Below are 20,644 nucleotides of genomic sequence, written 5' to 3' on the forward strand. Positions count from 1 at the left end.
TCGGCACGGGCGACCAGGGCTCGGGCGTGTCCTAGCGAGGCAGCCGCCGCTTCAGGACCAGCGGCCGGTACGGCCCAGCAGCAGCGCCGTGGCGGCGGGCGGCACGGGCGACCAGGGCTCGGGCGTGTCCTAGCGAGGCAGCCGCCGTTTCAGGACCAGCGGCCGGTACGGCCCAGCAGCAGCGCCGTGGCGGCCGTGCCCGCGGTCGACGTGCGCAGCACGCTGCGCCCGAGCCGGAACGGCTTCGCGCCCGCCTCGGCAAATGCCGCCAACTCCTCCGGCGACACGCCCCCTTCGGGCCCGACGACCAGCACGATCGAGCCCTCGGCGGGCAGCTCCGCGGTGGCCAGCGGCTCGGCGCCCTCCTCGTGCAGCACTGCCGCGAAGTCGGCTTCGGCCAGAAGTGAGGCAACCTGCTTGGTCGTTGCGGCGTCCGCGACCTCCGGGAAGCGGAGCCTGCGCGACTGTTTGCCCGCCTCGCGCGCCGTGGCCCGCCACTTGGCGAGGGCCTTGGCGCCCCGCTCGCCCCTCCACTGCGTGATGCAGCGGGCGGCGGCCCACGGCACCACGGCGTCCACGCCGGTCTCCGTCATGGTCTCGACGGCGAGTTCGCCGCGGTCGCCCTTGGGGAGGGCCTGGACGACGGTGATACGAGGCGTGGGTTCGGGCTCCGTCGGGAACTCGAACGGCTCGACGATCAGCCGGTCCTTGCCCTCCGTCCGCAGCACAACACCGGCCGCGCCGCGCCCTCGCCCGTCCGTCAGCACGATGTCCTCACCGGACTGCAGCCTGCGTACGGAGACGGCGTGCCGTCCCTCGGGCCCGTCCAGGGTGAGGATCGCGCCAGGACCCACGCCCTCCAGCGAGTCGACGACGAATACGGGCGCGGTCATCACGCACCGCCCAGAGCCAGCGCGGCCCGCGCGGAGTCCAGTTCGGCGGCGAGTACCTCGACGAGCTGACCGGCGGGCAGCTCGCGCGCCATCCGGTGGCCCTGTCCGGCCCAGAGAGCCATGCCCTGCGGGTCGCCCGCCTTGGCCGCGGCCTTGCGCAGGCTGCTCGTCAGATGGTGCACCTGGGGGTAGGCGGCGGGGGCGTACGGACCGTGTTCCCGCATGAAGCGGTTGACGAGGCCGCGGGCGGGCCGCCCGGAGAAGGCGCGGGTGAGTTCGGTGCGGACGAACAGCGGATTGGTCATGGCCTGCTTGTGCAGCACATTGGCGCCGGACTCGGGACAGACCAGGAACGCGGTGCCGAGCTGCGCGGCGCTCGCACCGGCCGCGAGCACGGCGGCGATCTGGCTGCCGCGCATCAGTCCGCCGGCGGCGATGACCGGCAGCTGCACGGTCTCGCGGACCAGCCCGATGAGCGAGAGCAGCCCGATCCCGGAGCCGTCGGCGGCGGGGTCGTCCCGGTGCGTGCCCTGGTGGCCGCCGGCCTCGATGCCCTGCACGCACACGGCGTCGGCACCGGCCCACTGCGCGGCCTGCGCTTCCTCGGGCGTGGTGACGGTGACCACGGTGAAGGTGCCGGCCTTCGCGAAGGAGTCGAGCACATCGCGGGTCGGACAGCCAAAGGTGAAGGAGACGACAGGAACGGGGTCGTCGAGGAGGATCGCGAGCTTTGCCTCGTAGCCGTCGTCCCGTCCGCTGTCGGGGTCGCCGAGAGGCGTCTCGTACCAGGCGGCCTCACCGGCGAGCTGCTGCCGGTAGACACCGACGGCGGCGGGGTCGGCGGTGTTGGGCTGCGGCATGAAGAGATTGACGCCGAAGGGCTGACCGGTGAGCCCGCGGATCTGTTTGACCTCCTGGTACATGCCGTCCGCCGTCTTGTACCCGGCGGCGAGGAAGCCGAGCCCACCTGCGTCGGAAACGGCGGCGGCGAGCTGTGGACAGGAGGCGCCGCCCGCCATGGGGGCCTGCACGATCGGATACCGGCAGAGATCGCTCAGTGCGGAGGACATGCAGGCATGGTGCCATGTTGCTCGCGCGCGACCGAATCGGGCGTTCCGGGGGCCGTACGCCCTCCGGGGGTGTCCTCAAGCGCCGGACGGGCTTAAAAATCAGCCCCTCCGGCGCTTGAGAGCGGGGCTTGGGGCGGAGCCCCAACAAGAGCCTCGCCGGGCGGGAAAGTTCAGCCCCGCCGGCGATTGAGGCGCGGGGCCCGGGGCAAAGCCCCGGAAACGGGCAACCCGCGCCCTCAACGGCTACCGCCCGTTGAACGCGTCCTTCAGGCGGGAGAACAGCCCCTGCTGCCCCGGCTGGAACTGCCCCGTCGGCCTCTCCTCGCCGCGCAGCTTCGCCAGATCCCGCAGCAGCCGTTCCTGGTCCGCGTCCATCTTCGACGGCGTCATCACCTCGACGTGCACGATCAGATCGCCGCGGCCGCCGCCCCGCAGATGCGTGATGCCACGCCCGTGCAGCGGGATCGACTGGCCGGACTGTGTGCCCGGCCGGATGTCGACGTCCTCCATGCCGTCGAGCGTCTCCAGCGGGCACTTCGTGCCCAGCGCCGCCGCCGTCATCGGGATCGTCACCGTGCAGTGCAGATCGTCGCCACGCCGCTGGAAGACCGCGTGCGGCAGCTCGTGGATCTCGACGTACAGATCACCCGCCGGTCCGCCGCCCGGGCCGACCTCGCCCTCGCCCGCGAGCTGGATGCGCGTGCCGTTGTCGACGCCCGCCGGGATCTTCACGGTCAGCGTCCGGCGCGAGCGGATACGGCCGTCACCGGCGCACTCCGGGCACGGCGTCGGCACGACCGTGCCGAAGCCCTGGCACTGCGGGCACGGCCGCGAGGTCATGACCTGGCCCAGGAAGGACCGCGTCACCTGCGAGACCTCACCGCGTCCGCGGCACATGTCGCAGGTCTGCGCCGAGGTCCCCGGCGCCGCGCCCTCACCCGAACACGTCGTACAGACGACAGCCGTGTCGACCTGGATGTCCTTCGTCGTACCGAAGGCCGCTTCGTTGAGGTCGATCTCCAGCCGGATCATCGCGTCCTGGCCCCGTCGCGTACGCGACCTGGGGCCCCGCTGCGACGCCGTACCGAAGAACGCGTCCATGATGTCGGAGAAGTTGCCGAAGCCACCGGCTCCGAATCCGCCCGCGCCTCCGCCGCCCGCCTGGGACAACGGGTCTCCGCCGAGGTCGTAGACCTGCTTCTTCTGCGGGTCCGACAACACCTCGTACGCGGCGTTGATCTCCTTGAAGCGCTCCTGCGTCTTCGGGTCCGGATTCACATCCGGGTGAAGTTCACGCGCAAGCCGGCGGAAGGCCTTCTTGATCTCGTCCTGCGATGCGTCGCGGCGTACGCCGAGTACGGCGTAGTAGTCCGTGGCCACTTACGACTCCGCCAGGATCTGTCCGACGTAACGTGCCACTGCGCGTACCGCTCCCATCGTTCCGGGGTAGTCCATGCGGGTCGGTCCGACCACGCCGAGTTTGGCAACTGCCTCGTCGCCCGAACCGTAGCCGACCGCGACCACGGAAGTGGAGTTGAGGCCCTCGTGTGCGTTCTCATGACCGATACGTACGGTCATGCCCATGCCCGAGTCCTTGGCCTCGCCGAGCAGCTTGAGGAGCACCACATGCTCCTCGAGCGCTTCCAGCACCGGCCGGATGGTCAGCGGGAAGTCGTGCCCGAAGCGGGTGAGATTGGCCGTGCCGCCGATCACCAGCCGCTCCTCCGTCTCCTCGACCAGCGTCTCGAGCAGGGTCGCCAGCACCGTGGACACAGTGCCGCGGTCCTCCGTCTCGAAGGAGTCGGGCAGCTCCTGCACCAGGTGCGGCACATCCGCGAAGCGGCGCCCGACGATCCGGCTGTTGAGCCGGGCCCGCAGGTCGGCCAGCGAGGCCTCGCCGAACGGCGCGGGGCAGTCGATCATGCGCTGCTCGACCCGTCCGGTGTCCGTGATGAGCACGAGCATCAGCCGGGCGGGCGCGAGGGACAGAAGTTCCACATGCCGGACCGTGGACCGCGTCAGCGAGGGGTACTGGACGACGGCGACCTGCCGGGTCAGCTGCGCGAGCAGCCGTACCGTACGGCCCACGACGTCGTCCAGGTCGACGGCTCCGTCCAGGAAGTTCTGGATGGCGCGGCGCTCGGGCGCCGACAGGGGCTTGACGCCCGCCAGCTTGTCGACGAAGAGCCGGTAGCCCTTGTCCGTCGGGATGCGGCCGGCGCTGGTGTGCGGCTGGGCGATGAACCCTTCCTCTTCCAGCACCGCCATGTCGTTACGGACAGTAGCCGGGGAGACACCGAGCTTGTGCCGCTCGGTGAGGGCCTTGGAGCCGACGGGCTCCTCGGTGCCGACATAGTCCTGGACGATGGCGCGCAGCACCTCGAGTCTGCGTTCGCTGAGCATTTGCGCACACCTCCAGCCGTGGTTCCTTGTGGTGACTGCGTGGTGACTGCTTGGCACTCGTCATGTCCGAGTGCCAGCACTCCCCCGAGCCAGTGTACGGCTGTGGGGTACGCCCCTAGCAAGGGCCGTCCTGCAGGGCAGTCCTGCAATCGCGGCCGACCACGGTACCTCGCGACACCGCTGGTCCTTGCCGATAGCGTCGCGGTATGGACGTCAGTTGGGAAGACTTCGGCTGGGAGCGGTTGGCCGACGGGGTGGGGCGTCGGCGGCTGCCTGTCTGGGACGCGACCGTTGGGCTGGTCGCCGGTGAGGACCGTGTCCTCATGTACGACACGGGTTCGACACTCCGTGAGGGCGCCGAGCTCCGCACCCAGGCGCAGGCGCTGCTGGGCGGCCGCCGAGTGACGCATATCGCACTGAGTCATCCGCACTTCGACCATGTACTGGGGACCGCGGCGTTCTCCGGGGCCGAGGTGTTCGGCGCGGTCGGCGTCGACGATCTGATGAGGCGGGAGCGGGACGAGATCCGCGGCACGGCCGTACGGCACGGGGTCCCGGTGAAGGACGCCGCGGAGGCCGCCGATCTGCTGGTACTGCCGCACCATCTGGTGTGCGGGGAGTGGACGCTCGAGCTGGGCGGCCGCCAGGTGCTGCTGGCCAATGTCGGACCCGGTCACTCGGGCCACGACCTGGCGCTGCTGGTGCCGGGCGAAGGCCCGGGCAGCCCGGAGGTGGTCTTCTGCGGAGATCTGGTGGAGGAGTCGGGCGAACCGCAGGCGGGCCGGGACGCGATCCCGTCCCGCTGGCCGGCGGCGCTGGACCGGCTGCTGTCGCTGGGCGGCGAGGACGCGGTGTATGTCCCCGGGCACGGGGCGGCGGTCGACGCGGCTTTTGTACGCGCGCAGCGGGATTCGTTGGCGGAGCGCTTCGGCGTGTCGTAGCGTCGGCCAAATGCGCAGCTACAGCCCGGATCTGACGCCTCCTTGGAAGAAGCAGCAGCCGGCCCCGGAGGTCCCTGCCGAGTCCGACCTGGTCGTGGAGGAGGTCACGACGGGTTTCTGCGGTGCGGTGATCCGTACCGAGAAGACAGCGGAGGGCCCGACAGTCACGCTCGAGGACCGCTTCGGCAAGCACCGGGTGTTCCCGCTCGTCCCGCGGGGTTTTCTGCTGGAGGGCCGGGTGGTCACCCTGGTCCGCCCCTCGGCGACGGCCCCGGCCCGCCCGGCGCGTACGGCCTCCGGCTCGGTCGCGGTCCCGGGGGCACGGGCGAGGGTCGCGCGGGCGGGCCGCATCTACGTGGAAGGCCGCCACGACGCCGAGCTCGTCGAGCGGGTCTGGGGTGACGATCTGCGGATCGAGGGCGTGGTCGTGGAGTACCTGGAGGGCATCGACGACCTCCCGTCGATCGTCAAGGAATTCACACCGGGGCCGGACGCGCGCCTCGGGGTGCTGGTGGACCATCTGGTCCCCGGCTCGAAGGAGTCCCGTATCGCGTCCCAGGTCTCCAGCGACCACGCCTTGATCGTGGGCCACCCGTACATCGATGTGTGGGAGGCGGTGAAGCCGTCCTCGGTGGGCATCCGGGCGTGGCCGTCGGTGCCGCGCGGCCAGGACTGGAAGACGGGAGTCTGCCGCGCACTGGGCTGGCCGGAGAACACGGGAGCGGCGTGGCAGCGGATTCTGTCGGGCGTGCGGTCCTACAAGGACCTGGAGCCGGAGCTGCTGGGGCGAGTGGAGGAGCTGATCGACTTCGTGACGGCTCCGGGGGTGTGACCGGGGCTCCGCCCCGGACCTCGCGCCTCAATCGCCGGCGGGGCTTGAGTTGCCGGTCCGGCGAAATGTAGGCCCGTCCGGCGATTGAGGACAGGCCCGAAGGGCGTACGGGGGTCTGGGGCGGGAGCCCCCCACGCGCGGCGGAGCCGCACATCGGCACAGCCGGAAGGGGCGGGTAGGGGAACAGGCCCCGCAGGGCCCACCCCCGTCAGTCCACCAGGTCGCGTACCACCGCGTCCGCCAGCAAGCGGCCCCGCAGCGTCAGTACGGCCCGTCCCTCCTTGTACGGCCCCGGCGCCAGCAGGCCGTCCGACAGGGCCCGGCCCGCCGCCGCCAGGCCCGCCGGGCGCAGGAGCTCCAGCTCGCAGCCTTCCCGGAGCCGGAGCTCCAGCAGGATCCGCTCCACCCGGCGGTCCTCCGCCGAGAGGAGCTCGCGGCCCGCGCCCGGCGAGCGGCCCTCCGCCAGCGCCGCCGCGTACGCGCCCGGGTGCTTCACATTCCACCAGCGCACCCCTCCCACATGGCTGTGGGCTCCGGGGCCCGCGCCCCACCAGTCCGCGCCGCGCCAGTACAGCTCGTTGTGCAGGCACCGGCCCGCCTCGGTCGTGGCCCAGTTGGAGACCTCGTACCAGTCGAAGCCCGCGTCCCCGAGCACCGAGTCCGCGATCAGATACCGGTCCGCGTGGACGTCGTCGTCGGTCATCGGGACCTCGCCGCGGCGGATCCGCCGCGCAAGCTGCGTGCCTTCCTCGACGATCAGTGCGTACGCCGAGATGTGATCCGGACCCGCGCCCACCGCGGCCGCCAGGGAGGCGCGCCAGTCGTCGTCGCTCTCGCCGGGCGTGCCGTAGATCAGGTCGAGGTTCACATGGTCGAAGCCCGCAGCCCGCGCCTCCGCGACGCACGCCTCCGGACGGCCCGGCGTATGCGTACGGTCCAGCACCTTCAGCACATGCTGCCGCGCGCTCTGCATCCCGAAGGAGATCCGGTTGAAGCCGCCCTCCCGCAGCTCGGCGAGATACGCCGGGTCCACCGACTCCGGGTTCGCCTCGGTCGTGATCTCCGCACCGTCCGCGAGCCCGAACTCCTCGCGGACCGCGTCCAGCATCCGGACCAGATCCGAGGCCGCCAGCAGCGTCGGCGTACCACCTCCGACGAACACCGTCCGTACCTGCCGCGGGTCGTCGCCCAGGACCTTGCGGGCGAGGCGGACCTCCTCCGCGACCATCGCGGCGTAGTTGTCCCGGGAGGCGAGCACGCCGCCCGAGCCGCGCAGCTCGGTCGCCGTGTAGGTGTTGAAGTCGCAGTAGCCGCAGCGCGTCGCGCAGTACGGCACATGCAGATAGAAGGCGAGCGGCCGGTCCCCGGCGCCCGTCAGGGCGGACGCGGGCAGCGACCCGTCCTCGGGCATGGGCTCACCATCGGGCAGTACGGAAGGCATGCCCCCCATTGTCCGTCACCCCGCGGGTGCCCCGGGACGGCCACCGCACCGGGTGCCGGGACGACCACCGCACCGGGTGCCGGGCCGACCACCGCGCCGGGTGCCGGGACGGCCATCCCGCCGGCTGCCGGGACGGCTACCGCGCCTGGAGCACCAGCAGCGCCAGATCGTCCTCCGGCGGCGTCTCCCCGAACTCGTACACCACCTGCTTGATCCGCTCCGCGACCCCTTGCGCGGTCAGGCCCGCGCAGCCGGCGAGCACGCGGGCGAGCCCGTCCTCGTCGTCGAACATCCGCGACCCCGAGCGCCGCTCCGTGACCCCGTCCGTCACGCAGAGCAGGGTGTCGCCTGGCTCCAGGTCGAAAGTCTGGCTCTGGTACGCGACGTCCTCGACGACCCCGAGCAGCACCTGCGACTCGGCCGCCGTGACCACCCGGCCGTCGGGCCGCAGCAGCAGCGGCAGCGGATGCCCGGCGCTCGCCAGGGTGCAGCGCACACCTCCGCCGACCCGGGGCGAGGGCACGAGCTCGCCGTAGAGCAGGGACAGGAACCGCGCCTGCGGACCCTCCGGCACGCCCTGACCGCCCGCTGCCGCGACCATCAGCGCGGCTGATTCCGCCGCCTCCATCGCATCGTCGAGGAGCAGTCCGTTGAGCCGGTCCAGCACCTGGCCGACCTGGTACCCCTCGCGGGCGAGCAGCCGCAGCCAGGGCCGGGCGAGGCCGGTGACGACCGCGGCCTCGGGTCCGCTGCCCTGGACGTCGCCGAGCATGAAGCACCAGCGGCCGCCGGAGCCGGCCGGGAAGATGTCGTAGAAGTCGCCGCCCGCGACGCCGTCGTCGCTGGGCTCGTACACCAGGAACCGGTCGACGCCCGGGATCTGCCCGACCTTGCCGGGGAGCAGACCGCGCTGCAGAACGCGGCTGATGGTGGCCTGCCGGGTGTACTGGCGGGCCGCGCTGATCGCGAGAGCCACCCGGCGTGCGAAGTCCGCGATCAGCGCGGTCGCTTCGTCGGGTGCGCGTGCGAGGCCGTACCGCGCGATCAGCAGGGTGCCGAGCCCGCGTCCGCCCGCGGCGAGGCGGTATGCGACGGCCGTGCCCTCGTCGGCGCCCGGTTGGCCGTCACCGGGCCAGGGGATGGGTACGGGGCCGTTGCCCGCGGTCTCGGGCAGCAGCAGCGGCGGCTCCTTGTCCAGGGTCTCGCGCAGCTGCTCCGTAAGGGACTCGTCGCTGTGCCAGACCCGGGCGAGCCGCTGCGCGGTCCCCGCTCCGCCGCCCGTGCCCCATCCCGATCCCGGCCGTCCCGACTCGCTGTCCAGCCAGATCGCGCACCAGTCGGCGAGCCTCGGCACCAGCAGCTGCCCGGCGAGCGCCGCGACCATGTCCTCGTCGAGCTGTCCGGCGAGCAGGTCGGAGGCCTCGGCGAGGAAGGAGAGGGCGCCCCGGCTGATCCAGTCGGAGTCCTCGCGCACGGTGCGCCGGGGCGACGGGGCGAGGATCTCGGCGGCGCGCAGTCCGCGCTGCAGCGCGGGTTCGGCGCCGGGGAGCGGGCAGGTGTCCCAGCCGTCGACGGGGAGGCGGGCCCAGATGGTCTTGAGGCCGGGGCGGTAGGTGATGCCCCAGCGCTCGGCGAGGGCGGCGACGAGATGGAGGCCGCGGCCGTACTCGGGCGTGCCGGAGCGTTCCTCGGCGCCGTGCGGTTCATTGCGTACGGCCCTGGCCGGATGGTGGTCGGAGACTTCGAGTACGAGGGCGGCGGGCTCGCCGTCCGCCGACTCCTCCAGCCGGCAGAGGAGTTCGACGGTGGTGCCCGCGTGCACGACGGCGTTGGTCACGAGTTCGTTGACGATGAGTACGGCGTCGTCGGCGAGCCGGTCCGTACTGTGACTGCCCGGCGGGCAGCCCCCTGACCCGCGGCAGAAGGCGCAGGTGGCGAGCATGCCGAGGTTGGTCCAGTCGGCGATGGCGGCGCGCACGAAGCGGCGCGCGGCGGACGGTGCGAGAGGGTTGCCGGGCAGGCTGGTGCGAGCGACTGAACGCGCGTCATCCCAAAGCGGGTACAACGGTGTTGTGCGGTGAACGGTCTCGCGCTGCATCGGAAGGGACCCCACTGTGCGGCTCCTGGTCGGTTCTGGCAATGCGCCGCTTATGACACCGACAGAGTGACAGACTGAGCCTGCCCATAAGCGTCGAGTCACCGAAGTGGGCGGATTATGAACAGAGACAGCGCGTTGCCGTCAGCTCAGCCGGCTTCCCGGCTGCCTGCGGTGTCCTCCCCGCCCTCTGCCGACGGCGGCTGGATCCGCACCTCGGAGCTGCGCCCACTGCTGGCCGCGATGACGACCCTGCGCGACGGGGACTTCCATGTGCGGATGGCGGAGGTCCATGAGGGCATTCCCGCCGAACTGGCGGCGATGTTCAACCAGATCGCCGTGCGCAATCAGCACTTCACGGATGAGCTGTCGCGGGTCCGCAGGGAGGTCGTACGGCACGGACGGCTCGACGACCGGCTGTCGGCCAGCCCCGGCCAGGGTGCCTGGACCTCCGCTGTCATCAGTACGAACACGCTGCTGGACGCCCTGGTGGTGCCCGCCGCGAACGCCACCCGTGTGCTGGACGCGGTGGCCGGCGGCGATCTGACCCAGCGGGTCGATCTGCACGACGGCAACCGTCAGTTACGCGGCGATCTGCGCCGGCTCGGCCGTGCGGTGAACAAGATGGTCGACCAGCTGTCGCTGTTCACCAGCGAGGTGACGCGGGTGGCCCGCGAGGTGGGCACGGAAGGCCGGCTCGGCGGACGCGCCAAGGTTCAGGGCCTTTCCGGCAGCTGGCGGGACGTCACCGAGGCGGTCAACACCATGGCCTCCCGGCTGACCGCGCAGGTTCGGGACATCGCCGCGGTGACCACGGCCGTGGCCCGCGGCGATCTGACCCGTACGGTCACGGTCGAGGCGACCGGCGAGCTCCTTGAGCTGAAGCTGACCGTCAACACCATGGTCGACCAGCTCTCGGCCTTCGCCGACGAGGTCACGCGGGTGGCCCGCGAGGTGGGCACGGAAGGCCAGCTGGGCGGCCGCGCCCAGGTCCGCGGCGTGTCCGGCGTCTGGAAGGACCTCACGGACAACGTCAACTTCATGGCGTCCAACCTGACCAGTCAGGTCCGCAACATCGCGCAGGTCACCACCGCCGTCGCCAACGGCGACCTCTCCCAGAAGATCACCGTGGACGCCCAGGGCGAGATCCTGGAGCTCAAGTCGACGATCAACACCATGGTCGATCAGCTCCTGGCCTTCGCCGACGAGGTGACCCGGGTCGCCCGCGAGGTCGGTACCGAAGGCAACCTCGGCGGCCGCGCCCAGGTCCGCGGCGTCTCCGGCGTCTGGAAGGACCTCACCGAGAACGTCAACTTCATGGCGGACAATCTCACTTCGCAGGTCCGCAATATCGCGCTCGTGTCGACGGCCGTCGCCCAGGGCGACCTCGGCAAGAAGATCACGGTCGAGGCGAAGGGCGAGATCCTCGAGCTCAAATCGACCATCAACACCATGGTCGACCAGCTCTCCGCCTTCGCCGACGAGGTCACCAGGGTCGCCCGCGAGGTCGGTACCGAAGGCAACCTCGGCGGCCAGGCCCAGGTCCGCGGCGTCTCCGGCGTCTGGAAGGACCTCACGGACAACGTCAACTTCATGGCGTCCAACCTGACCAGTCAGGTCCGCAACATCGCGCAGGTCACCACCGCCGTCGCCAACGGCGACCTCTCCAAGAAGATCACCGTGGATGCGCGCGGCGAGATCCTGGAGCTGAAGGACACCGTCAATACGATGGTGGAGCAGCTGCGCGCCTTCGCCGACGAGGTCACACGCGTGGCTCGCGAGGTGGGTACCGACGGCCGGCTGGGCGGCCGCGCCCAGGTCCTCGGTGTCACCGGCCTGTGGAAGGACCTCACGGACAACGTCAACTACATGGCCGACAACCTCACTTCACAGGTGCGGAACATCGCCCAGGTGGCGACGGCCGTGGCGCAGGGCGACCTCTCCAAGAAGATCGACGTGGACGCGCGCGGCGAGATCCTGGAACTCAAGACCACCATCAACACCATGGTGGACACGCTCTCCTCGTTCTCCTCCGAGGTCACCCGGGTGGCCCGCGAGGTCGGCTCCGAAGGCCAGCTCGGCGGCCAGGCTCGGGTCGAGGGCGTGTACGGCACCTGGAAGCGGCTGACGACGAACGTCAATGAGCTGGCGCTCAACCTCACCACCCAGGTCCGCGCCATCGCCGAGGTGGCGTCCGCCGTCGCCCAGGGCGACATGTCCCGGTCGATCACGGTCGAGACGCGCGGTGAGGTCTCCGAGCTGAAGGACAACATCAATCTGATGGTGTCCAACCTCCGCGAGACCACCCGCGCCAAGGACTGGCTGGAGTCCAATCTCGCCCGCCTCGCCGGTCTGATGCAGGGCCACCGCGATCTGATGGAGGTCGCCGACCTGATCCTGCGCGAGCTCACCCCGCTGGTGAACGCGCAGTACGGCGCGTTCTTCCTGGCGGACCCGGACGCCGACGGCACTCCGCCCCGTACCACCTCCACCACCAAGGGACTGGCCTTCATCGCCGGTTACGGCTCGGCCCAGTCGGCCACCATAGACACCACCGGCATGCCGGGCCACGGTCTGGTGCGCCAGGCGGCCCTGGAGAAGAAGCGGATCCTCCTCGAGGAAGCACCGCCGGACTACATCAAGATCAACTCCGGTCTTGGCGAGGCGTCACCGACAAGCGTCGTCATCATCCCGATCCTCTTCGAGGACAAGCTGCTCGGCGTCATCGAACTGGCCTCCTTCTCCCGCTTCTCCGACGTCCACCTGGCCTTCTTCGACCAGTTCGTGAACACCATCGGCGTCGCCATCAACACCATCATCGCCAACTCCCGCACGGAGTCACTGCTCGGCGAGTCCCAACGGCTCGCGGTCCAGCTCCAGGAGCGCTCCGACGAGCTCCAGCGCCAGCAGGGCGAACTGCAGCGCTCCAACGCCGAGCTGGAGGAGAAGGCCGCACTGCTCGCGACCTCGTCGCAGTACAAGTCGGAGTTCCTGGCGAACATGTCGCACGAACTGCGCACGCCGCTGAACTCCCTCCTCATCCTGGCCCGGCTGCTCTCCGACAACCCGGACGGCCATCTCTCCGACCAGGAAGTGCAGTTCGCCACCACCATCCACCGCTCCGGCTCCGACCTGCTCCAGCTGATCAACGACATCCTGGACCTGTCGAAGATCGAGGCCGGACGGATGGACGTACGCCCGAAGAAGCTGCCGCTGATCAAGGTGCTCGACTATGTCCACGCCACCTTCCGTCCGATCACCCTCGACCGCGGGCTGGCCTTCGAGGTCGCGGTCGGCGAGGACGTACCGCGCGAGATGTACTCCGACGAGCAGCGGCTCCAGCAGATTCTGCGCAATCTGCTCTCCAACGCCATCAAGTTCACCTCCTCCGGCTGCGTCGAACTGAGGGTGAAGCGGGTCAAGGACCCCGACGACAAGGTGCTCAAGGGCATCGACGACCTGATCGCCTTCGCTGTCGCCGACACCGGCATCGGCATCGCCCCGGAGAAACTCCCGGTGATCTTCGAGGCATTCCAGCAGGCCGACGGCACGACCAACCGCAAGTACGGCGGAACGGGCCTCGGCCTCTCCATCAGCCGGGAGATCGCGGGGCTGCTCGGCGGCCGCATCATCGCGGAGAGCGAGCCGGGCCGCGGATCCACCTTCACGCTGTACGTCCCCGTCCTCTACCCCGGCCATGCCGACGGCGAGAGCGACGGCTCCCACGACGGCCACGACATCCAGGACCTCCACGACGTCCATGGCATCCATGACATCCCGCTGACCGCGCCCGAGCGGCACCACAGCGAGCATGTGCCGCGCCCGGCCCTCGAGGACGGCTGGCCCACGACGACCAAGCTGGAGGAGTGGAAGTCGGGCCGGGCGGGCCGGATCCTGCCGGGCCGCCGCGTACTCATCGTCGACGACGACATCCGCAATGTCTTCGCGCTCACCCATGTGCTCGGCAGAGTGGGCATGCCTGTGCTGTACGCGGAGAACGGCCGCGAAGGCATCGAGACCCTGGAGCGCAACCCCGACGTCGAACTGATCCTGATGGACATCATGATGCCCGAGATGGACGGGTACGAGACGATCGAGGCCATACGGCGCAGCCCGCTCTGGACCGACCTCCCGATCATCGCCCTCACCGCGAAGGCGATGCCGGGTGACCGCGAGAAGTCGATCGCGCAGGGCGCCAACGACTACGTGCCGAAACCGGTCGACGTGGACCGTCTGCTGACCGTCGTCTGTTCCGTGCTGGATCCGAAGGGCGGAACGGCCGGGCCGGACAGTGCGCCTCCGGCCGAAGAACCTGCGATATCGGGGCAGCCGGTCGGCGATGGGGAGCCGGCTGCCCCGCCGACGATCACGTGAGGACACGATGAGCACAGAGGCACCCACCGCCGACCCCGCGAGCATCCTCCTGGTGGACGACATGGAGGACAATCTCGTAGCCCTCGAGGCAGTCCTGGGGTCCCTCAACGAGCCTCTGGTCCGGGCACGTTCCGGGGAGGAGGCGATGAAGGCGCTGCTGCGGCGGACGTTCGCGGTGGTCCTGCTGGATGTGCGGATGCCCGGCATGGACGGCTTCGAGACGGCGTCCAACATCAAGCGCCTCGACCAGACGAAGGACGTCCCGATCATCTTCCTGACCGGGACGCAGGCCGACAGCGGCTTTGCCTTCCGGGGCTACGCCACCGGGGCGGCGGACTTCCTCACCAAGCCCTTCGACCCCTGGGTACTGCGCGCCAAGGTGAGTGTGTTCCTCGAACTGCACCGCAAGAACCGCCAGTTGGAGCGGATGCTGGCACAGGACCAGGAGCAGCTGGGTCAGATGTCCCAGCGGCTGAGTGCGATCGAGAGCGAGCTGGACAGGAGCGGCTCGAACGATATGCCGGAGGTGCGGGTGCAGCTGACCCGGGTGGAGGAGATCCTGAGGGACCTGCGCCGCGGGCGGAGCCAGTAAGCCCCCGTACACCTCCGGGAGTGTCCCCAATCGCCCGACAAGGCCTGGATTCCCGCCCGTCGGGCGGGAATCCAGGCCTTGTCGGCGTTTGAGGCGCGGGGCCCGGGGCCCGGGGCGGAGCCCGGTTACTACGCCTCGCGGGAGCCTGCGTACATGTCCTCGATGAGGTCCTTGTACTCGCGCTCGACGACCGGCCTCTTCAGCTTGAGGCTGGGCGTCAGCTCGCCGTGCTCGATGTCCAGGTCCCGCGGCAGCAGCCGGAACTTCTTGATCGTCTGCCAGCGCTGAAGCCCTTCGTTGAGCCGCTTCACATAACCCTCGATGAGCTGCTCGGCCCGCTCGGTGGCGACAACCTCGGCGTACGTCTTTCCGTCCAGGCCGTTCTCCTTGGCCCAGCCGAGGATGGTCGGCTCGTCCAGCGCGATGAGCGCGGTGCAGAAGTTACGGTCCGCGCCGTGCACCAGGATGTTGGAGACGAACGGGCACACCGCCTTGAACTGGCCCTCGACCTCGGCCGGCGCGATGTACTTGCCGCCGGAGGTCTTGATCAGGTCCTTCTTGCGGTCCGTGATGCGCAGGTAGCCGTCATCGGACAGCTCTCCGATGTCGCCGGTGTGGAACCAGCCGTCGGATTCGAGGACTTCGGCCGTCTTCTCGGGCAGCCGGTGGTAACCCTCCATGATCCCGGGGCCGCGCAGCAGGATCTCGCCGTCGTCGGCGATACGCACCTCGGTGCCGGGCAGCGGCTTGCCGACAGTGCCCGTGCGGTACGCCTCGCCCGGGTTGATGAAGGACGCCGCACTGGACTCCGTAAGGCCGTAGCCCTCGAGGATGTGGATTCCGGCGCCGGCGAAGAAGTAGCCGATGTCGGGCGCAAGCGCCGCCGAGCCGGAGACCGCGGCGCGCAGCCGGCCACCGAATGCCTCGCGCAGCTTGGAGTAGACGAGCACGTCGGCGATCTTGTGCTTGGCGGTGAGTCCGAAGGGCGCGGAGGCCGAGCCCGTACGGCGGAAGTTGTCCTGCGCGGCCTTGGCGTACTCGCGTGAGACACCGGCCGCCCACTGGAAGATCTTGTACTTGGCGCCGCCGCCGGCCCGTGCCTTGGCCGCGACTCCGTTGTAGACCTTCTCGAAGATCCGCGGCACGGCCGCCATGTAGGTCGGCTGGACCACCGGCAGATTCTCGATGATCTTGTCCACCCGGCCGTCGACGGCGGTGACATGACCGACCTCGATCTGCCCGGAGGTCAGCACCTTGCCGAAGACATGGGCGAGCGGCAGCCAGAGGTACTGCACGTCGTCCTTGGTGATCAGCCCGGTCGCGGCGGTCGCCTTGGCCAGGTAGGACCAGTTGTCGTGCGGCAGCCGGACGCCCTTGGGCCGGCCCGTGGTGCCCGAGGTGTAGATCAGCGTCGCCAGCTGGTCGGGCCTGATCGCCTCGACCCGCTCCTTGACGGCGTCCGGGTGCTTGGCGAGGTACTCCGCGCCCCGGGCCTCCAGGTCGGCGAGCGAGAGCACCCAGCCCTCGGGGTCGCTCTCGTCCGGCTCGACGCCCGTCGCGTCGATCACCACGACATGCTTCAGCTCCGGCAGGTCGGCCCGCCGCTCACGCGCCTTGGCCAGCTGGGAGGCGTCCTCGGCGATCAGCACCCGGCTCTCGGAGTCGGAGAGGATGTACGCCGACTCCTCGGCGTTGGTGGACGGGTAGATCGTGGTGGTCGCGCCGCCCGCGCACATCACGCCGAGGTCGGCGAGGATCCAGTCGACCCGGGTGGAGGAGGCGAGCGCGACGCGCTCCTCGGCGCGTACCCCGAGGTCGATCAGTCCGGCGGCAATGGCATAGACCCGCTGTGCGGCCTGCCCCCAGCTCAGGGACTTCCAGTCATCGGGCCCCTGGCCGGTGGCGGGGGCCACCGGATAGCGGTAGGCCTCGGCGTCCGGCGTAGCCGCCACGCGCTCGGTGAAGAGACTCGCCACAGAGGGCGGTCGGTTCTCGATCAGGGTCATTGTGGCGCTCACGACATCCTCCGGGCCTGCGGGCAGCACTGCACGAGTGGCTGTTGTTTAACTGGCGAGTAACCATCGAGCCGTGCTCAGGGTAGAGGGCACGGGACCTGCGCGTAAGGGGCTACGGGCTGCCGCTTGATAACGAACGGCACGCTCGGCCACTGGCTGGGAACCACCGGTCGGTGCATCCCTCATCTATCGGGTGATGCGTCCGTATCTAACGGGTAATGCGTCCGCAGACACGCGAAAAGCGCCCGTCCGGACCCCGGGCGGGCGCCTTCGCTTGTCGGCTGCGACGGTGCGGCTACTTCTTGGCCTTGCCGCTGTCGTCGCTGGACAGCACGGCGATGAAGGCTTCCTGCGGGACCTCCACGCTGCCGACCATCTTCATCCGCTTCTTGCCTTCCTTCTGCTTCTCCAGCAGCTTCCGCTTACGCGAGATGTCACCGCCGTAGCACTTGGCGAGGACATCCTTGCGGATGGCGCGAATGGTCTCGCGGGCGATGACGCGCGAGCCGATCGCGGCCTGGATGGGCACCTCGAAGGCCTGCCGCGGAATCAGCTCCCTGAGCTTGGCGACGAGCCGCACGCCGTACGCGTACGCCGCGTCCTTGTGCGTGACGGCGGAGAAGGCGTCGACCTTGTCGCCGTGCAGCAGGATGTCGACCTTGACCAGGCTGGCGGCCTGCTCGCCGGTGGGCTCGTAGTCGAGGGAGGCGTAACCGCGCGTCTTGGACTTCAGCTGGTCGAAGAAGTCGAAGACGATCTCGGCGAGCGGGAGGGTGTAGCGGATCTCGACCCGGTCCTCGGAGAGGTAGTCCATGCCGAGCAGCGTGCCGCGGCGGGTCTGGCAGAGCTCCATGATCGAGCCGATGAACTCGCTGGGCGCGAGAATCGTGGCCCGTACGACCGGCTCGTGGACATCGGAGATCTTGCCCTCGGGGAACTCGCTCGGGTTGGTGACGGTGTGCTCGGCACCGTCCTCCATGACCACGCGGTAGACCACGTTCGGCGCGGTGGCGATCAGATCGAGACCGAACTCGCGCTCCAGGCGCTCGCGGATCACGTCCAGGTGGAGCAGGCCGAGGAAGCCCACGCGGAAACCGAAACCGAGAGCGGCCGAGGTCTCCGGCTCGTAGACCAGCGCGGCGTCATTGAGCTGAAGCTTGTCGAGGGCGTCGCGCAGCTCGGGGTAGTCCGAGCCGTCCAGCGGATAGAGGCCGGAGAACACCATCGGCTTGGGGTCCTTGTAGCCGCCCAGCGCCTCGGTGGCGCCCTTGTGGAGGGAGGTGATCGTGTCACCGACCTTGGACTGACGCACGTCCTTGACGCCGGTGATGATGTAGCCCACCTCGCCGACGCCGATGCCGTCGGCCGGGGTCATCTCCGGGGACGAGACGCCGATCTCCAGCAGCTCGTGGGTGGCGCCGGTGGACATCATCCTGATGCGCTCGCGCTTGTTGAGCTGCCCGTCGACGACTCGTACGTAGGTCACCACACCGCGGTACGAGTCATAGACGGAGTCGAAGATCATCGCGCGGGCCGGCGCGTCGACCACGCCGACCGGGGCGGGGACGTCGCGGACCACGCGGTCCAGCAGGGCCTCCACGCCGACGCCGGTCTTGGCCGAGACCTTGAGGACGTCCTCCGGCTGGCAGCCGATGAGGTTGGCGAGCTCCTCGGAGAACTTCTCCGGCTGCGCGGCCGGCAGGTCGATCTTGTTGAGGACCGGGACGATCGTGAGGTCGTTCTCCATCGCCAGGTAGAGGTTGGCGAGGGTCTGCGCCTCGATGCCCTGCGCGGCGTCCACCAGCAGGACGGTGCCCTCGCAGGCCGCGAGCGACCGGGAGACCTCATAAGTGAAGTCCACGTGGCCCGGGGTGTCGATCATGTTGAGGATGTGGGTCGTGTTCTTACCCTCGCCCTCGGTGGGCGACCACGGCAGCCGGACCGCCTGGGACTTGATCGTGATGCCGCGCTCGCGCTCGATGTCCATGCGGTCGAGGTACTGAGCGCGCATCTGCCGCTGATCGACCACACCGGTCAGCTGGAGCATCCGGTCGGCAAGCGTCGACTTGCCGTGGTCGATGTGCGCGATGATGCAGAAATTGCGGATCAGCGCCGGGTCGGTACGGCTCGGCTCGGGCACGTGGGTAGGAGTCGCGGGCACGCAGGGTCCTGATTCTTGAGACGCCGGGGCGTCTCGTCTCGGGCGATGTCGGATCGATACGTAGCCTCCATCGTCCCACGGGAACGGGACTGCGCCCGGTTTGGGCCGCTGGAGGGGCGGCTGGTAACGTGGACAGCTGTGTCTCGTGCCCTCTCAAGTACGGGACGCAAACTCAAAGATCATCGAACCTGAAAAGGCTCTTTCGTGGCGAACATCAAGTCCCAGATCAAGCGGAACAAGACGAACGAGAAGGCGCGCCTGCGCAACAAGGCCGTCAAGTCGTCGCTCAAGACCGCGATCCGCAAGGCCCGCGAGGCTGTCGCCACCGGCGACGTCGAGAAGGCCACTGTGGCCGTCCGTGAGGCGTCGCAGAAGCTCGACAAGGCCGTCTCCAAGGGTGTCATCCACAAGAACGCCGCCGCCAACAAGAAGTCGGCGCTGGCCATCAAGGTTGGCTCCCTCCAGGGCTGAGCTCTTGACTGATCGCCGGTAGGGATCCAGCGGGCCCTCTCTCCCGCTCCTTCCCGGCACCCCGCGCCGCACACCGAACGCGTTCGCCACGCGGGTGCGGCGCACAAGGCTTGAACCGTGAGGCCCCGGTGACCGTCCTTCCCCAGGACGGCCACCGGGGCCTCTGGCGTGCCCGGCCTGCGGTGGCGGCCCGGCGCCCGAGAGCGGGGAGGGGCAAGGCCGCCCGCAGGGTCTACCGCCCCGACCGCGCCGCCCGCGCAACCGCCACGACCGCCTTCTCCAGCGCGTACTCCGGGTCGTCGCCGCCGCCCTTCACGCCCGCGTCCGCCTCCGCGACCGCGCGCAGCGCCGCCGCCACCCCGTCCGGCGTCCAGCCACGCATCTGCTGGCGGACCCGGTCGATCTTCCACGGCGGCATGCCCAGCTCACGGGCGAGGTCGGCGGGCCGCCCGCCGCGGGCCGAGGAGAGCTTGCCGATCGCCCGCACACCCTGCGCCAGCGCGCTGGTGATCAGGACCGGCGCGACCCCCGTCGACAGCGACCAGCGCAGGGCTTCCAGCGCCTCCGCCGCCCGGCCCTCCACCGCTCGGTCGGCGACATTGAAGCTGGAGGCTTCGGCGCGGCCCGTGTAGTACCGCCCGACGACCGCCTCGTCGATGGTGCCCTCGACGTCCGCGGTCAGCTGGGAGACCGCGCTGGCCAGCTCTCGCAGATCGCTGCCGATGGAGTCGACCAGCGCCTGGCACGCCTCGGGCGTCGCGGACCTGCCCAGCGCGCGGAATTCGGACCGTACGAAGGTGAGCCGCTCGGCCGGCTTGGTGGTTTTGGGGCAGGCGACCTCACGGGCACCCGCCTTCCGGGCCGCGTCCAGCAGGCCCTTGCCCTTCGCACCGCCGGCGTGCAGCAGGACGAGGGTGATCTCCTCTGCCGGAGCGTCGAGATAGGCCTTGACGTCCTTGATCGTGTCGGCGGAGAGGTCCTGCGCATTGCGCACGACGACGACCTTGCGCTCGGCGAAGAGCGAGGGGCTGGTCAGCTCGGCAAGGGTGCCGGGCTGAAGCTGGTCGGAGGCGAGGTCGCGTACGTCCGTGTCGGCGTCGGCAGCGCGGGCCGCCGCCACCACCTGCTGCACGGCACGGTCGAGGAGCAGGTCCTCCTGGCCCACGGCGAGTGTGACGGGGGCGAGGAGGTCGTCGGGCGAATTCTGCTGGCTTGGTTTGCGGATCATCGCGGTCCAGCATCCCACGGGGCACTGACACTCCCGCGCGTACCGGGATTCTCGTACTCGGGATCGCCGTACTCGGGATCTCCCCCTACTCGGGATTCCCGTACTGGGGACGTACCGGAGAATGGACC

General features: G+C 69.9%; 14 protein-coding genes. 5 read left to right on the plus strand and 9 right to left on the minus strand.

The genetic code is table 11. The features are described from left to right. Nucleotides 1-149: 149 nt before the first annotated feature. The 4 genes from AB0D12_RS13730 to hrcA form a co-directional block, all read right to left on the minus strand. Nucleotides 150-893 carry a 16S rRNA (uracil(1498)-N(3))-methyltransferase gene (locus tag AB0D12_RS13730; protein ID WP_362680910.1) on the minus strand — a complete coding sequence of 248 codons (744 nt, stop codon included), beginning with the start codon at nucleotides 891-893 and terminating at the stop codon, nucleotides 150-152. Next, entirely contained in the window at nucleotides 893-1,963 is a 1,071-nt protein-coding gene (locus AB0D12_RS13735) for a nitronate monooxygenase (protein ID WP_362680913.1), read from the minus strand. The genes AB0D12_RS13730 and AB0D12_RS13735 overlap by 1 nt, the downstream gene beginning before the upstream one ends. A gap of 243 nt (nucleotides 1,964-2,206) precedes the next feature. After that, nucleotides 2,207-3,343 (minus strand): molecular chaperone DnaJ, encoded by a 1,137-nt coding sequence (gene dnaJ / locus AB0D12_RS13740; RefSeq protein WP_362680916.1) that lies wholly within the window; start codon nucleotides 3,341-3,343, stop codon nucleotides 2,207-2,209. Further along, nucleotides 3,344-4,366, minus strand: a complete 1,023-nt coding sequence (hrcA, locus tag AB0D12_RS13745; RefSeq protein WP_327323543.1) for a heat-inducible transcriptional repressor HrcA — start codon at nucleotides 4,364-4,366, stop codon at nucleotides 3,344-3,346. It abuts the gene before it with no gap. Between the two features lie 206 nt (nucleotides 4,367-4,572). On the opposite strand from hrcA, the gene AB0D12_RS13750 reads away from it, so the two are divergent. Together AB0D12_RS13750 and AB0D12_RS13755 are read left to right on the plus strand one after the other, a co-directional pair. Next, a complete protein-coding gene (locus AB0D12_RS13750) occupies nucleotides 4,573-5,307 on the plus strand; it encodes an MBL fold metallo-hydrolase (RefSeq protein ID WP_362680920.1) in 735 nt (244 codons plus the stop codon). Between the two features lie 10 nt (nucleotides 5,308-5,317). Further along, the gene (locus AB0D12_RS13755) at nucleotides 5,318-6,139 is read left to right on the plus strand and encodes a DUF3097 domain-containing protein (protein WP_362680923.1); all 822 of its coding nucleotides are present in this window, start codon (nucleotides 5,318-5,320) and stop codon (nucleotides 6,137-6,139) included. 208 nt (nucleotides 6,140-6,347) lie between these two features. On the opposite strand, the gene hemW is transcribed toward AB0D12_RS13755, so the two are convergent. Beyond that, nucleotides 6,348-7,580, minus strand: a complete 1,233-nt coding sequence (gene hemW, locus AB0D12_RS13760; RefSeq protein ID WP_362680925.1) for a radical SAM family heme chaperone HemW — start codon at nucleotides 7,578-7,580, stop codon at nucleotides 6,348-6,350. Between the two features lie 136 nt (nucleotides 7,581-7,716). Beyond that, nucleotides 7,717-9,678 carry an ATP-binding SpoIIE family protein phosphatase gene (locus AB0D12_RS13765; protein ID WP_362681288.1) on the minus strand — a complete coding sequence of 654 codons (1,962 nt, stop codon included), beginning with the start codon at nucleotides 9,676-9,678 and terminating at the stop codon, nucleotides 7,717-7,719. A 240-nt stretch (nucleotides 9,679-9,918) separates the two neighbouring features. On the opposite strand from AB0D12_RS13765, the gene AB0D12_RS13770 reads away from it, so the two are divergent. After that, complete coding sequence (locus tag AB0D12_RS13770) at nucleotides 9,919-14,049, plus strand: HAMP domain-containing protein (RefSeq protein WP_362681291.1); 4,131 nt, start codon at nucleotides 9,919-9,921, stop codon at nucleotides 14,047-14,049. 7 nt (nucleotides 14,050-14,056) lie between these two features. Further along, entirely contained in the window at nucleotides 14,057-14,641 is a 585-nt protein-coding gene (locus AB0D12_RS13775) for a response regulator (RefSeq protein WP_362680928.1), read from the plus strand. Nucleotides 14,642-14,769: 128 nt separating this feature from the next. Here AB0D12_RS13775 and AB0D12_RS13780 read toward each other — a convergent pair whose 3' ends face one another. Then, nucleotides 14,770-16,659, minus strand: a complete 1,890-nt coding sequence (locus tag AB0D12_RS13780) for an AMP-dependent synthetase/ligase (RefSeq protein ID WP_362680931.1) — start codon at nucleotides 16,657-16,659, stop codon at nucleotides 14,770-14,772. Nucleotides 16,660-16,951: 292 nt separating this feature from the next. Then, nucleotides 16,952-18,817 (minus strand): translation elongation factor 4, encoded by a 1,866-nt coding sequence (lepA, locus tag AB0D12_RS13785; protein ID WP_362680934.1) that lies wholly within the window; start codon nucleotides 18,815-18,817, stop codon nucleotides 16,952-16,954. Between the two features lie 204 nt (nucleotides 18,818-19,021). Between lepA and rpsT the strand changes: the two genes are divergently transcribed. Then, nucleotides 19,022-19,288 carry a 30S ribosomal protein S20 gene (gene rpsT, locus AB0D12_RS13790; RefSeq protein WP_326649855.1) on the plus strand — a complete coding sequence of 89 codons (267 nt, stop codon included), beginning with the start codon at nucleotides 19,022-19,024 and terminating at the stop codon, nucleotides 19,286-19,288. Nucleotides 19,289-19,520: 232 nt separating this feature from the next. On the opposite strand, the gene holA is transcribed toward rpsT, so the two are convergent. Then, a complete protein-coding gene (gene holA, locus AB0D12_RS13795) occupies nucleotides 19,521-20,516 on the minus strand; it encodes a DNA polymerase III subunit delta (RefSeq protein WP_362680937.1) in 996 nt (331 codons plus the stop codon). Nucleotides 20,517-20,644: the final 128 nt, after the last annotated feature.

The organism is Streptomyces sp. NPDC048479 (assembly GCF_040651435.1).
Taxonomy (GTDB): domain Bacteria; phylum Actinomycetota; class Actinomycetes; order Streptomycetales; family Streptomycetaceae; genus Streptomyces.

What these genes read in the sequence shown, in the direction of transcription:
- AB0D12_RS13730 (WP_362680910.1), bottom strand. Translation starts at nt 893, where the DNA reads ATGACCGCGCCCGTATTCGTCGTCGACTCGCTGGAGGGCGTGGGTCCT.
- AB0D12_RS13735 (WP_362680913.1), bottom strand. Translation starts at nt 1,963, where the DNA reads ATGTCCTCCGCACTGAGCGATCTCTGCCGGTATCCGATCGTGCAGGCC.
- hrcA (WP_327323543.1), bottom strand. Translation starts at nt 4,366, where the DNA reads ATGCTCAGCGAACGCAGACTCGAGGTGCTGCGCGCCATCGTCCAGGAC.
- AB0D12_RS13750 (WP_362680920.1), top strand. Translation starts at nt 4,573, where the DNA reads ATGGACGTCAGTTGGGAAGACTTCGGCTGGGAGCGGTTGGCCGACGGG.
- AB0D12_RS13755 (WP_362680923.1), top strand. Translation starts at nt 5,318, where the DNA reads ATGCGCAGCTACAGCCCGGATCTGACGCCTCCTTGGAAGAAGCAGCAG.
- hemW (WP_362680925.1), bottom strand. Translation starts at nt 7,580, where the DNA reads ATGCCTTCCGTACTGCCCGATGGTGAGCCCATGCCCGAGGACGGGTCG.
- AB0D12_RS13765 (WP_362681288.1), bottom strand. Translation starts at nt 9,678, where the DNA reads ATGCAGCGCGAGACCGTTCACCGCACAACACCGTTGTACCCGCTTTGG.
- AB0D12_RS13770 (WP_362681291.1), top strand. Translation starts at nt 9,919, where the DNA reads ATGACGACCCTGCGCGACGGGGACTTCCATGTGCGGATGGCGGAGGTC.
- AB0D12_RS13775 (WP_362680928.1), top strand. Translation starts at nt 14,057, where the DNA reads ATGAGCACAGAGGCACCCACCGCCGACCCCGCGAGCATCCTCCTGGTG.
- holA (WP_362680937.1), bottom strand. Translation starts at nt 20,516, where the DNA reads ATGATCCGCAAACCAAGCCAGCAGAATTCGCCCGACGACCTCCTCGCC.